The organism is Bacillus sp. UNC438CL73TsuS30, from assembly GCF_000482325.1.
In the GTDB taxonomy this organism is placed as follows: domain Bacteria; phylum Bacillota; class Bacilli; order Bacillales; family Cytobacillaceae; genus Neobacillus.
Genome location: NZ_AXVA01000012.1, coordinates 33,345 through 47,362 on the forward strand (window position 1 = coordinate 33,345; position 14,018 = coordinate 47,362).

The following is a 14,018-nucleotide window of genomic DNA, read 5'->3' on the forward strand; positions in this document are numbered from 1 at the left end:
TTAATTTATTATATAAATAGGGAACACAATTACCTAATTTGATAATATGGGCGAGGTGAAAAGATGAAAAAATATTTAGTGTTGATTGAGAGAAAACCTTCTTTCACAGGCAGTTACATTCAAGGTCACCGAGAATTTTTACAGAGTTTGCGAGAAAAGCAATTGTTAATCATTGCTGGCGGATTCGAAGACCAAACTGGTGGAGCTTATGTTGTGACTGCGGATTCCTTGGAAGAAGCCAAAAGTCTTGTAAACAAAGATCCTATGAATCAAGAAAATGAATCCGTTTACACTGTTAAGGAATGGAATGCAAACTAAAATAAGAGCTTCAATACTTGGCGCAGGGAGGATGCCAAGCATTAGATGATGCTTCTTATTTAGCTGACATGCTTAAGGTTATGGGGATGACTTTGAGCAGACATTTGCAACTTATCAGGAAGAACGAATTCCGCGTACAGCAAAGGTACAAAAAATGCACGTACATGGGGAGAAATTATCCATGCAGAGAATCCAGTTTCGATTTTGCTCCGTAACACACTTCTAGGGAAATAGAAGCGAAAGAATTTGAGATGATCGACTGGTTATATGGAAATAAGAAACTTCCTATTAAGAATTATTGTTTCATTTATATAGATTAAGAGAAAGGGCCTATCATTATAGAGATAGTGCCCTTTTCTTTGTATTGCCTTCCTGATACAAATTAGAATAAAATATAAATAATTTTTATGGATAAGGATGTAGTACATGGAACTGAAACAAATACAGTATTTTACTGAGGTTGTGAAACATGGAAGCTTCTCTAAGGCGGCAGAAAATCTCCATTTATCCCAACCGAATATCAGTAAAATTGTTAAAAACTTAGAAGAAGAGTTAAATGCAAAATTATTAATCCGAACCACAAGAAAATTTGAGCTAACGGATACAGGGAAATTACTATATCAATGCGGGCAGCAAATTGCCCAATCTGTACAGAATTTTTATCAGGAATTTGATGATATTACAAATAGTAAGATGGGCTATGTGAAAATGGGGATTTTCTCCACACTTGGAACGGATGTCTTCTCTGAAATCATGTCTTTATTTCACAAAGAATATCCAGGTATCACCGTCCAATTTGTTGAGGATGGAGCGCTTAATTTGAAAAAAATGCTCATTCATGGCGATATTGACTTGGTTGTGATGCCCATACCCATAGAAGAGGAATTTGAGTGCATTCCTTTTATGAGCGGTGATTTACGTCTTCTTGTTCATCAGAACCATCGATTTTCAAGCTATGAGGCCGTTTCGTGGGAAGAACTAAGGAATGAAAGCTTTATCATTTTCCGAGAAGGGTTTAAAGTCCATGAATTAATTATCGAAGAATGTAAACGAGGCGGCTTTCAACCAAAGATTATTTGTGAAACCTCACAGATAAACTTCATTATGGACATGGTCGCTTTCAATCATGGGATCGCGATCCTCCCCCAAAGGTATCAGAAAGAAATTGATAAAAGTGAAAGAGGGGTAAAAATCATTCCGCTAATGAATCCACAAGTAAAATGGCAAGTCGGAATTGCTTGGAAAAAAGGAAGTTATATTTCACATGCAACCAAAACGTGGCTCGAATTTCTTGGTAACACCCTAAAGGTTGTTAGTGGTGAGGTTCAATAAGCTATATAGTAGAGAGCAATTAAAGCTCAAATTGACAGATAGGGGTCAAGTTTGAGCTTTTTGTTTTGCTACCAGATGAATCATGACACAATGCCCCTACTATTTATTACTTATTTATATACTATATATAATTTTTATATATTTTACTTATAGTATTTGGCGGGATAAAATTTAAAAGAATAAATTAAATATTCAAAAGTTTATTAATATTCAAAAGGAGGGTGTTCTATGAAAAGTAAAAAGGTAATGAACTCTTTTATGGAAGCGATTTCAGATATTAAGGGCGGTTCCACTTTAATTGTTGGCGGTTTTGGACTTTCCGGCATTCCTGAGTGCTCCATTCAAGCTCTTAAAGAACAAGGAACTAAGAATTTGACGGTTGTCAGTAACAATTGCGGGGTCGATGAATGGGGTCTCGGTCTTTTGTTAGCAAACCACCAAATTAAGAAAATGATTTCTTCCTATGTAGGTGAAAATAAAATTTTTGAACAACAGTTTTTAAGTGGCGAATTGGAAGTGGAATTGACTCCACAAGGTACGCTTGCAGAGAGGATTCGTGCTGGCGGCGCAGGAATTCCTGGATTTTATACCGCTACTGGTGTAGGGACGCCCATTGCGGAAGGCAAAGAAACGAAAGAATTCAATGGAAAAACCTATTTACTTGAACAAGGCATCGTCGGGGACTTTGCTCTCGTAAAAGCTTGGAAAGCTGATACTCTGGGCAATCTCGTCTACCGCAAAACATCCCGCAACTTCAATCCGCTGGCAGCGATGGCGGGGAAAATTACCATTGCCGAAGTGGAAGAAATTGTGGAGCCGGGTGAACTCGATCCGGATGAAATACATACGCCGGGTATTTATGTGCAACGCTTGCTGCTTGGAACGAATTATCAAAAACGAATTGAACGTCGTACGGTTGTACAAGCTTAATTTTTTACTAGAATGGGGGGCTAAAATGTGAACGATCTTCGTCTTAAAATCGTAAAAAGAGCTGTGAAGGAAATTGAGGATGGCATGAATGTAAATCTTGGTATTGGCATGCCAACTATTGTAGCCAATGAAATTCCGGCTGATTTCAATGTCTTGCTTCAATCGGAAAATGGCCTGCTTGGTATCGGACCGTATCCGTTAGCCGGTACGGAAGATGCCGATTTAATCAATGCTGGAAAAGAAACCGTTACGACAGTTCCGGGGTCTTCCTTTTTTGACAGTGCTGAGTCGTTTGCCATGATTCGCGGCGGTCATATTGATTTGGCGATTCTTGGCGGCATGGAAGTGTCTGAAAATGGAGACTTGGCGAACTGGATGATTCCTGGAAAAGTGGTTAAAGGCATGGGCGGTGCGATGGACCTTGTGAATGGGGCGAAACGGGTTGTCGTCATTATGGAGCACGTGAATAAGCACGGGGAATCGAAAATCAAAAGAGAATGTTCCCTGCCTCTTACTGGCCAGCAGGTGGTCCATCGATTAATTACAGATTTAGCCATTTTTGATTTTACTCTGAATGGAATGGTTCTTGTCGAAACCCAAGAAGGAGTAACCGTTGAAGAAGTAAAAGAAAAAACAGAGGCACAGTTTACGGTAGCAGTTGAGCTTGCGGTAAAATGTTAAGCTCATGCAGAGATATCCGGATCTCTGTGATTGATTTTTGGGATATATCGTATTTCCATTATTAGCAATTAGGAAGTAAATAGTCAAAAGAAATTTCCAAAGGGGAGAAAACTTCACAAAATGAATTCCATTGAAAGTACAACTATCAAAAAAACAATGAAACGGATATTACCTTTTACTCTTTTATGTTATGTAATTGCTTATTTAGACCGCGTAAATATGAGTTTTGCTGCTTTAGAAATGAATGCGGATTTGGGGTTATCCGCTGAAGCTTTTGGTTTATTGTCGGGGATTTTCTTTATTGGCTATTTTTTATTCGAAATACCAAGCAATCTCATCATGCACAAAGTGGGCGCTAAACTTTGGATTAGCCGAATCATGATTACATGGGGCATCATCACAATATTAACGGGATTTGTACACTCAGCCACCCATTTGTATATTGCCCGTTTCTTACTAGGGGTTGCAGAAGCAGGTTTTTTTCCAGGAATTATTTTATATTTTACGTATTGGTTCCGAGGTAATGAAAGAGGGCGTGTATCCTCGTTACTCGTTATGGCGATGCCGATTGGTACCATTATAGGGGCACCATTATCCACCTGGATTATGGATAACATTTCCTGGAGTGGAATGGCAGGTTGGAGATGGATGTTTATTATTGAAGGCAGCTTGGCCGTAATTTTCGGGATTGTCACACTGTTTTATTTAAAGAATCGTCCGAAAGATGCTAAGTGGCTAACTGAGGAAGAAAAAAATTGGCTGGAAAATGAACTGGATCGAGAAAGACAACAAAGTCTTTTGGTAAATAAATCTTCGAAATTGGAGATGTTTAAAGATTCGAAGGTATGGAAATTAGCTTTTATCTATTTTGCAAATTATACAGCCATGTATGGTCTTGGTTTTTGGTTTCCGAGCATTATTAAATCATTTGCTGCCACATCAAGTAATATTGAAATTGGTTGGTTGACCATTATACCGGCCTTGATAGGGATTCCCTCCATGCTCCTTTTTGGATGGAGTTCAGATAAAAGAAATGAGCATAAGAAACATTTGATTGCCAGTTTCCTTATTGCGGCAGTCGGTTTTATTCTATGCGGTTTTACCAATAGTGCAATGATCATGATTATATTGATTGCTTTTTCAGCCATTGGGCTTTATGGATTTGTAGGTTCATTTTTCTCCTTTATGACCCTGTTTTTTACAGAATCTACTGCACCCGCAGGTATTGCAACTGTTAATGCATTCGCAAGTTTAGGCGGTTTTATCGGTCCAATGATTTTTGGTCAGTTAGCAATTTCCCACGGGATGTTCTTGATCGGTATATTAGCGATTCTTGCCTGTGTAGTTGTCCTTTCGCTGAGACAAAAAGGAGAAAGTGTTATAAGCAGACAAGAAGAAAATGTTATTAATCCTTCATAGTCAGGGAAAACGATTGAGAAATGATTAAGATGAATGATGAAACGAAAGCAGGCGGAAAAGAATGAAGAATGAATATAAACTAAAGGTTCGTTGGGGAGATACGGATGCAGCAGGGATTGTGTTCTATCCTAATTTTTATAAGTGGATGGATGAAGCAACTCACGAATATTTTGCAGAAATTGGCTTTCCTATTTCCAGTCTAATAAAGGACAAACAAATGAATATTCCTTTATTAGAAACACATTGTCAGTTTAAATCCCCATTATTTTATGAAGATGAAATTTGTATAACCACAACAGTAGAACTGGTTAAGAAGAAAGTTTTTAAAGCTACTCATCTGTTCACAAGAGGGGAACAACCAATTGCAGAAGGATATGAACTGCGAGCATGGACAAGTTTTGAAAACGGATTAAAAGCAATCGAAATTCCAGACGAAATCAAGCAAAAGATGATATGAAATTAGTGAGATCTGGCTGTCGATTGGATTAGACAGCCAGATCCACTAAATGATAAATAATTTAAATGCTTAAACGAGATTAATAGTCTATTAACTTTTTATGTGAATTTTTATCAAAAGACCACTAAAATCATAAGAAGGCGGGATCCAATGATGGAAAAATTAATTATTACAGTTGCAACAACAGGGGATTTTGCGACAAAGGAGCATACTCCTTATTTACCGACTACTCCACAAGAAATTGCCGATTCTATCTATGGATCATGGCAAGCAGGTGCAGCGATTGCTCATATCCATGTCCGGGATGACGAAGGAATACCGACTTTAGACGCAGAGAAGTATCGTGAGGTAAGAAGACTGCTTGAAGAGAAAAATTGTGATATCATTATTAACTTTACGACGGCTGGAGGAGAACTGAGCGACGTTACGAAAAGGTTCCCAATTTGTGAATTACAGCCGGAACTTGCATCCTTTGATGCGGGATCCTTTAATATCGGACCGAATGTATTTATTCATTCACAAGGAATGCTTGAACAATTGGCGGAAAAGATGCTGGAAACAGGTGTGAAACCGGAGCTTGAAGTGTTTGATGTCGGGATGATTCATAATGCGTTACGCGTGGCGAAAAAAGGATTGATCAAAGAGCCTTTCTTTTTCCAATTTGTACTAGGGGCACAAGGCGGCATCCCTGCAACACCAGAAAATCTCATGTTTATGAAAAATAGTATTCCGGAAGGGGCGTACTGGTCAGCGATTGGCGCGAGTAAGGATCAATTAATGATTAACACGATGACTATTTTGCTTGGTGGTCATGTTCGTGTCGGAATGGAGGATGCGGTTTATTTCCGTAAGGGAGAACTGGCAAAAAGTAATGCTCAATTTGTTGAGAGAATCGTAGAATTAGCCAAGACTCTAGGTAGGGAAGTTGCTACTCCTAATGAAGCAAGGGAGATTCTAGGTTTAAAAGTAAAAAGTGTCGCTTGCAGATAAATATGAATGAATAAAAAAGGGAGGACTGTAAATTCCAGTACTCCCTTAAAATCAGTATGATCTTACTCTCCGCCCGTAACGCCAAGGGCTTCACCCGTGATGGCTGCTGCACCGTCTGATGCTAAGAATAAGGCTGTAGCGGCAATTTCAGATGGTTCAAGTAATCGCTTCATCCATTGCGCTCCTAAGATGTGATGATTTAATGCTTCTTCTATCGTTGTTCCATCTTGTTCTGCAAGTTTTGGTAATTGCTTTTCGATTAAGGCTGTACGAGTTGGTCCAGGTAAAATTGAATTCGCCGTTATGCCATATTGTGCGTTTTCCATCGCTACGACGTTTGTAAACCCAATTTGACCGTATTTCGCTGCAACATAAGCGGATTTATACGCATCAGGCCTTCTGCCGTGTCCAGAAGAAATCGTAATGATCCGGCCTTTTCTTTGTTTCTTCATAGCAGGAAGCACATGTTTCGTTGTTAAGAATGTACCTTTTAGAATGACATCAACAACCAAGTCCCATTTTTCTTCCTGGAAATCTTCAACAGGAGAAATAAACTGAACTCCTGCATTGTTGATGAGGACATCCACCGTTCCACGTTCCGCGATGACTTTTTCAACTGCGGATTGTACACTTTCTTCGTTTGCGACATTTACTTGATAGCCTTTTGCATTTCCTAATGTTTCAGCGGCGCTTTTTGCGGCATCTTCATTTAAATCAAAGATGGCCACAAAGTCACCATTGTTTTTAAATTCCTCTGCAATAGCGTAGCCAATTCCTTGAGCTGCGCCGGTTACAATCACGGTACGTTCTTGTGACATAAGTAGACCTCCTATAGTTTATTGAGTTAGATATCTTTTTTAACACGTTTCCATGTAAGTTTATCTTCTGGTTTAAGTCCGTTAAATATAACAACCGTGTCATCGTTTAATTTGGCGATTCGAGGCTGTGATTGACCAAGCCATGTTGGATTCATGCTTACGTCCATATGATGGGTTAATTCTTGCTTTTCTTCATCCACTTCAAAATGACCTGAATAAGCAAGATAACCATGCGCTGCTTCTGCCATTTCTTCTTTTGTACCCGTATGCAGATCACCAGATTTATAAGCAGAGCGGCCTGGAGCCATGATTTGTGCAGACATATAGCCATCCGGGTTATACATGATAAATCCTTTTGCGTCTTTTCCTAAAGGATATATGACCTTTCCGCTTCTATCTGTTGTTTGGTAAGATACTAACGACCATGTACCAATCACTTTTTCACGAAATGTTTTTGCCATTTACATCCACCTTCTTAATATGTTTCTTTCTAACTGATTACATAAATTATTATAGTTGTTATACATATATAATAAAAATACATAATATCAATAAGATATATTCGTTAAACCTATATATTAGGCGAGATTTTTTGTAAAATTTCTTTTGTTCATAGTTTCACAATATGTTATCATGTAAATAAATCTTGTGATTATATTCACAATCCTTCTATAAAAAAATCTGGTGAAAAATTCACCAGACTTCCATTAATAAATAAGGATGGCTGCGATTAATACTGCGATTAAGGCGAAGAGATTGGCACCGGTCATGGCGATAAATTGATATTTAAAGCCATTTTTATGATTAAGTCCTGTTAGGGCAAAAAACGTTAATACAACGCCACTATGCGGCATGACGGTAAAAACAGCCGATGCCACAGCTGCTACCCTGTGGATGACTTCAGGATCAATTCCCATCGCTAAATAATTTTTAGCGAAGGCCCCCAATACAATCCCCAAGGATCCTGAAGCAGAACCGGTTATGGCTCCAAAAGCTGCAGAAGCAATGGATAAACTGATGAGTGGATTACCTGGGATACCTAATATAAAGTCAGAAATATATTTAAATCCCGGTGCCAATGTGATGACAACACCAAAAGCAACCGTTGAAGAAGTTAAAAAGACAGGCATGATAGAACTGCTAGCACCTTCATTGATGACCATTTTTTGACTCGGAATATATTTGTTAAAGAAAAGCGCTGAGACAATAATAGAGACTGCTAATGCAATTAAGATAATATTCGGTATTTTTAATGCACTGCCAACAATAATAATGACAATGAGAAGTACAATTGGCAGGATACTTATGAAAAATGAAGGCACCTCTTTTTTTAATTCATCTTTCGTCTCACTTACTTCAAAATCAGAAAATTTTTCTCCTCTTGCAATACTTTTCTTTAACATAGATTTCATATACCAAAGACCGAAGGCAATGGCAACGACTGTACCAATTACTCCTAGAAGTGGTGCAGCGGTAAGCGTTGTCCCAAGATAGGCTGTTGGAACAACATTTTGAATGGAAGGTGTTCCAGGCAGCATCGTCATGGTAAACGTACCTAAACCTAGCATGATTGGGATGGAAATTAAGTTCCAGGCGATATTTAATTGTTTAAATAATGGTTTTGCAAGCGGAACGAGTACAAACACAACGACAAATAAACTAAGACCGCCATACGTTAGAACGGCCGTGATAACGAAAAGCGCTACTAAGATTGGAAATGGCTTATCTGTACCTGTTTTTCCTAAAATCTTTTGCGCGATAGATTGAGCAGCCCCGCTCACATCGATATATTTGGCGAAAATGGCTCCTAACAAAAATACAGCGAAGAAATTGATAATAAATCCTGCAAGACCCGTCATATAAGAATGCTTTGCTCCTATGATGTACGGGAAAAAGTCCATTTGGTTCGTTACAATTACGATGATGGAAGCAATCGGAGCAACCATCAAAATATTATAGCCCTTCATTGCGGCATATATGATCACGACAATCGCGAGCACTATTCCCACGACTTGAATGATTTCCATTTTAAATCCCCCCTAATGATTCGTACCTGCTTCCAGGACTTTTTTTTGGTCATGTATTGGTTCATCCTGAAGCAAAACATTGCTAAGCAGACCAGAAATGTTAAGAAAACGTTTTATTATTTGATTCCATTTTTCGATCATTTCAATATTATAGAAGTTATACAATTATAATAAAAATACATATGTTGAATAACATCTATTTGTATATCCTATAAATGAAGATGAGGGAGGGGGAAGGATGGACAATCGACAAATTCATTACTTTACAGAAGTAGTAAAACAAGGTGGCTTTTCGAAAGCAGCCGAACATTTGTATGTTTCCCAGCCTACCATTAGTAATGTAGTAAAAGACTTAGAAAAAGAATTAGGCGTACAGTTATTGATACGGACAACAAGAAAGCTGGATTTGACGGATACTGGAAAATTACTTTTTCACTATGGTGAACAAATTTCTCAATTATACCGCCATTTTTATCAAGAATTGGATGATATAAAAAATGCGAATAAAGGCTCAATCAAGATGGGGATTTTTTCTTCGGTTGGTACGGAAATTCTTACAGACATTTTGTCCGCCTTTAATAAACAATATCCCGACATCACCGTTCGTTTTGTGGAAGATGGAGAAGTGAATTTAAAAAGTGCGTTATTCAATGGGGAACTAGATTTGATTGTGCTCGAGGTGCCGATGAATGAACCGATTAACTATTTTCCGTTTTTGAAGGGGGATCTCCGCTTGCTTGTTCATCATACACATCCTCTTGCGTACAGAGAAACGGTAAAATGGGAAGATCTAAAGGATGAAAAATTTATCATCTTTCATGAGGGTTTTGCTGTCCGCCGCTTTATTTTGAAAGAATGTGAACGAATCGGTTTTGAACCAAATATTATTTGTGAGACGTCTCAGTGGAAATTCATTCTTGAGATGGTTTCTTGCAATATCGGTATCAGCATCCTACCTCAAAGTCATTTAACGCAATTGAATGTAGCACATAAGGGTATAAAGGTGCTCCCGATTGTTGATCAGGTCGATTGGCAAATCGGCATTGTCTGGAGGAAGGATGGCTATATTTCTTATGCGACAAGAGAATGGATTCAATTTTTGAAAGAACGACTCGAGTCGATGATGGAATAAAAATCATCGTTTAAGCACATATCCAAAAGGATCAATGGACCGAAAAATAGACAAGTTTATACTACTTGTCTATTTTCGGTTTTTTCTTATTAGAAAGAATCGATTGTTATAGTGTAAAAATATTTTGTTATATAGAAATAGTATTTTGGGTTATAACCTACAAATTTTTCACTTTTCGGCAAGATTCCGCTAGTTTTCTACAAATACCTTATTACCGCAAACAATTTCACTCTAAATCCTTACATTATTCGACAGAATTCTGACATCCTCTTTGTAGTAATATATCGAATTTTAAGAAAAAATAGATATTGACACTGAATATAACAAGGGGATAAAATAACAAACAGGAATATTCATTCCGTTTTATAAATTGAATTTTCAAAAATATGAAAACGATACCAGAATGGGAGATGAAGCAATGGCAAAGGAATTACAATACGTAGATACAACCTTGCGCGATGGAACCCAAAGTCTATGGGCGGCAGAATCGCGTACGGGAATGGTAGAGGCAGTTGCAGAGGATCTGGATAAAGCGGGATTTCAAGTAGTAGAAGTACCATTAATGCCGTACAATTTCAAAAAAATTATTCGTGATTTAAAAGAAGATCCATGGGAGTTAACGAAAATCGTTGGGGAAAAAATGCCGAATGCCAAAAAGGCATTTATGGGTGAACCGGGCCTTGTCCTATTTGAGCTATTAGAAACTCCTCCATCTGTTGCTAAGCTGTTCTACGACTTATTAATTGAACGCGGTGCCCTTAATCGTGTACAGACGATGGCTAATATTTTTGGAAATTTAAAAACAGATTTCCCATGGTTCCTTCCTTATTTGCGCAGTAAAGGAATGGAAATTGCACATGCCGTTGCTTATAGTATCTCACCAAGACATACAGATGAATATTTTGCGAAGAAAACGAAAGAAGTGGCGGCAAATAAGCCGGATGTCATTTATTTTAAAGATGCAGCTGGTTTGTTGACAGTTGAAAGCCTTAGAAGACTATTACCGATTATTATCGAAAATTCAAATGGAATCCCTGTTGAATTCCATACTCATGGTACAACAGGACTTGCAGATGAACTTTATGTAGAAGCAATGAAACTTGGTGTACGGACTTTACATACAGCCATTCCGCCATTGGCTGGTGGTTCAGGACAACCATCTGTTTTTACAACAGTGGCGAATGCAAAATATTTGGATTTTGATCATAACTTGGATCTCGAACGGATTCAAAGAATTTCAGATCGTCTCATGGTGGTGGCGAAGGCGGATAACTTACCAATCGGCGCTCCTCTTGAGTACGATTACTCACAATATATACACCAAGTACCTGGCGGTGTTATTTCCAATCTGCACCATCAATTGAAAGCGATGAATCTTCACAATAGAGTGAATGAAGTTGTTGAAGAATCGATTCGAATTCGAGCAGAACTAGGTTATCCCGTGATGATTACACCATATTCGCAATTCATGGTGACACAAGCAGCCATCAATGTTGCAACTGGAGAACGTTACAAAGTTGTTATTGATGAATTGATCCAATTTGCAGCAGGTATATATAGTGAAGATTCAGGTTATTTGATGATGGACCAAAATTTAAAAGATAAATTCCTAAATTTACCACGTGCAAAAGAATTACATTATGAGGCAGTTGAAGATATTCCAATTAAGAAAGTGAAAGAGCAATTTGGCGGTCCGACACTTTCGGATGAAGAGTTCATGTTGCGTTATATCATGAAAGGAACAAAAGATATTGAGGAGATGCGTAAAGCGGGTCCGTACCGTCAATATTTTTCAGCTTCTACACCGCTTGCACAACTTTTGGATCGCTTAAGCAAGCAGCCTGATATTACTCATGTACAAATTCAAGGTCACAGTGGTTCGCTTGTTTTAACCAATAACTAAAAAATAGATTTATATAATTGGAGGAATAAATAATGACAAAAAACTTATTTGACGGCCTTAATGATATTGAAAATATTACAACCCTTTTAGAAAAATTAGATGAATCATCCTTTAACTATTTGAATTTAGAAAGTAAAGATTTCAAGATTGTGATTGGCAAAAACGGCGTCGTTGAATCAAGCGCTGTCCAAGCAGTGAAAGAGCAGGCTGCACAACAGGCGAGTGTTGTGGAAATCCCTGCAATAAAAGAACAGTTCGAAGAGGCAGCTGTTGCTCTTGAGCAGCCTGTACAAGAAAAGCCGGCTGTTTCAAAACCTGCTGAGAAAGATTCAGATGAGGGAGTCTTCTATATTAAAGCGGCCATGACCGGACTGTTTTATGCTCAGCCTGAGCCTGGAGCTGCTCCATATGTAAAAGTAGGGGATAAAATTGAAAACGATACTACAGTGGGATTAATTGAAATCATGAAAGTTTACAGTGCCATTATGGCTGGAGTCACAGGCGAGGTTACAGAAATTCTCGTGGAAGATTCTCAGCTAGTGGAATACGGACAGCCATTATTGGCAGTAAAGGTAAAGTAAAAAGACTGTTTCGTCAGTAGGGGATTTCCCCTGCTGATGGTTTAAAAGGAAGAAGGATAAATGGGAGAGGGAGCGTTTAAATGACCATTTCACGAATTCTTATTATTAACCGAGGTGAAATCGCGGTTCGAATCATTCGGACATGTAAGGTTTTAGGGATTGAAACAATCTTGGCCGTTTCGGAGGCAGACAAAGACAGTTACCCAGCTAGATTAGCAGACCGCGCCGTTCTAATTGGGCCGCCTAGTGCATCTAAAAGTTATCTGAACATTCCAGTCATTATTACAACCGCTTTAGCTGTAAAAGCAGATGCGATCCATCCGGGATATGGATTTTTATCGGAAGTACCAGAATTGGCAGAGGCTTGTGCCGAAAACGGTCTTGTTTATGTCGGACCGCAGCCTGACCATATTTTAAAAATGGGGAATAAACTTGTTGCCCGCGACATTGCGGAAAAATGTGGTGTTCCTGTCCTGCCGGGTTCGGAAAAAGTTTCTACGTATGAAGAAGTCATTGAAACGATTGACAAAATCGGCTTGCCAATCATGTTAAAAGCTGCAGCAGGGGGCGGCGGCCGCGGCATGAAAATTGTGACTGACAAATCCGTTGTGAAAACCGTTTTTGAATCCGCTTCTGCTGAGGCGAAGTCCGCTTTTGGCGATGGAACGATGTATGTTGAAAAGTATATCGCCAATGCTCGTCACATTGAAGTTCAAGTACTTGGCGATAAATATGGCAACGCCATTCACCTTGGTGAACGGGATTGTTCCACTCAGCGCCGCCACCAAAAATTAGTTGAAGAGGCGATGGCGCCAAACATTTCTGAAGAGCTGCGTGAGAGTATTCGGAGGTCAGCTGTAAAACTGGCTGAAAATATTTCGTATGAAAGTGCGGGGACGGTTGAATTTATCGTGGACGAAGATGAAGGAACCTTTTATTTCCTTGAAATGAACACGCGAATTCAAGTGGAGCACCCGGTTACCGAATTGATTACCGGTGTCGATCTGATTCAGGAGCAGATCAATGTAGCGAACGGTGAGAAACTACGATTTGCTCAAGAAGATATTTCGTTTAAAGGACATGCACTTGAATGCCGGATCAATGCAGAAGCACCGGAAGAAGGCTTCCGCCCTTCTCCAGGATTGATTACAAAATGGCAAATGCCGCAAGGGCCTGGCGTACGGGTGGACACGCATTGTTACCAAGGCTATACCGTGCCGGTGTTCTATGATTCGATGATTGCAAAAGTTATTGTCCATGGAGATAACCGTGCCCATGCGATTCAAAGAATGCTAGTTGCCTTAGAAGAATTTCATGTCGAAGGAATTCATACCACCATCCCATTCTTAAAACATGTTTTACAAGACGAAGATTTTGCAAGTGGCCATGTTCATACACGTTTGTTGGAAAAGGTTTTGGCTTAAAAAAAT

At 38.9% G+C, this 14,018-nt stretch carries 14 protein-coding genes; 11 read left to right on the plus strand and 3 right to left on the minus strand.

Annotation, left to right across the window (positions count from 1 at the left end; genetic code table 11):
• The first annotated feature begins 63 nt into the window (after positions 1–63).
• From M028_RS0105775 to M028_RS0105805, 7 genes are all read left to right on the plus strand, one after another.
• A complete protein-coding gene (locus M028_RS0105775) occupies positions 64–318 on the plus strand; it encodes a YciI family protein (RefSeq protein ID WP_026573051.1) in 255 nt (84 codons plus the stop codon).
• Between the two features lie 426 nt (positions 319–744).
• A complete protein-coding gene (locus M028_RS0105780) occupies positions 745–1,650 on the plus strand; it encodes a LysR family transcriptional regulator (protein WP_026573052.1) in 906 nt (301 codons plus the stop codon).
• Between the two features lie 228 nt (positions 1,651–1,878).
• A complete protein-coding gene (locus M028_RS0105785) occupies positions 1,879–2,580 on the plus strand; it encodes a CoA transferase subunit A (RefSeq protein ID WP_026573053.1) in 702 nt (233 codons plus the stop codon).
• Positions 2,581–2,607: 27 nt separating this feature from the next.
• Positions 2,608–3,261, plus strand: a complete 654-nt coding sequence (locus M028_RS0105790) for a 3-oxoacid CoA-transferase subunit B (RefSeq protein WP_026573054.1) — start codon at positions 2,608–2,610, stop codon at positions 3,259–3,261.
• Between the two features lie 120 nt (positions 3,262–3,381).
• The gene (locus M028_RS0105795) at positions 3,382–4,680 is read left to right on the plus strand and encodes an MFS transporter (RefSeq protein ID WP_026573055.1); all 1,299 of its coding nucleotides are present in this window, start codon (positions 3,382–3,384) and stop codon (positions 4,678–4,680) included.
• A gap of 61 nt (positions 4,681–4,741) precedes the next feature.
• Positions 4,742–5,137, plus strand: coding sequence for an acyl-CoA thioesterase (locus M028_RS0105800; protein WP_026573056.1), 396 nt, complete (start codon positions 4,742–4,744; stop codon positions 5,135–5,137).
• 150 nt (positions 5,138–5,287) lie between these two features.
• A complete protein-coding gene (locus M028_RS0105805) occupies positions 5,288–6,127 on the plus strand; it encodes a 3-keto-5-aminohexanoate cleavage protein (RefSeq protein ID WP_026573057.1) in 840 nt (279 codons plus the stop codon).
• Positions 6,128–6,189: 62 nt separating this feature from the next.
• Here the strand turns inward: M028_RS0105805 and M028_RS0105810 are convergent, their stop codons facing one another.
• The 3 genes from M028_RS0105810 to M028_RS0105820 all read right to left on the minus strand — a co-directional run bounded on the left by M028_RS0105810 (position 6,190) and on the right by M028_RS0105820 (position 8,972).
• Entirely contained in the window at positions 6,190–6,945 is a 756-nt protein-coding gene (locus M028_RS0105810) for a 3-hydroxybutyrate dehydrogenase (protein WP_026573058.1), read from the minus strand.
• Positions 6,946–6,971: 26 nt separating this feature from the next.
• Complete coding sequence (locus tag M028_RS0105815) at positions 6,972–7,406, minus strand: lipocalin-like domain-containing protein (RefSeq protein WP_026573059.1); 435 nt, start codon at positions 7,404–7,406, stop codon at positions 6,972–6,974.
• 246 nt (positions 7,407–7,652) lie between these two features.
• Entirely contained in the window at positions 7,653–8,972 is a 1,320-nt protein-coding gene (locus M028_RS0105820) for a GntP family permease (protein ID WP_026573060.1), read from the minus strand.
• Between the two features lie 238 nt (positions 8,973–9,210).
• Between M028_RS0105820 and M028_RS0105825 the strand changes: the two genes are divergently transcribed.
• The 4 genes from M028_RS0105825 to M028_RS0105840 all read left to right on the plus strand — a co-directional run bounded on the left by M028_RS0105825 (position 9,211) and on the right by M028_RS0105840 (position 14,012).
• The gene (locus M028_RS0105825) at positions 9,211–10,104 is read left to right on the plus strand and encodes a LysR family transcriptional regulator (RefSeq protein WP_026573061.1); all 894 of its coding nucleotides are present in this window, start codon (positions 9,211–9,213) and stop codon (positions 10,102–10,104) included.
• A 418-nt stretch (positions 10,105–10,522) separates the two neighbouring features.
• Positions 10,523–12,007, plus strand: coding sequence for a hypothetical protein (locus M028_RS0105830; protein WP_026573062.1), 1,485 nt, complete (start codon positions 10,523–10,525; stop codon positions 12,005–12,007).
• A gap of 32 nt (positions 12,008–12,039) precedes the next feature.
• Positions 12,040–12,588: an acetyl-CoA carboxylase biotin carboxyl carrier protein gene (locus M028_RS0105835; RefSeq protein ID WP_026573063.1), complete on the plus strand. Its 549-nt coding sequence runs from the start codon at positions 12,040–12,042 to the stop codon at positions 12,586–12,588.
• A gap of 80 nt (positions 12,589–12,668) precedes the next feature.
• Positions 12,669–14,012 carry an acetyl-CoA carboxylase biotin carboxylase subunit gene (locus M028_RS0105840; RefSeq protein WP_026573064.1) on the plus strand — a complete coding sequence of 448 codons (1,344 nt, stop codon included), beginning with the start codon at positions 12,669–12,671 and terminating at the stop codon, positions 14,010–14,012.
• Positions 14,013–14,018: the final 6 nt, after the last annotated feature.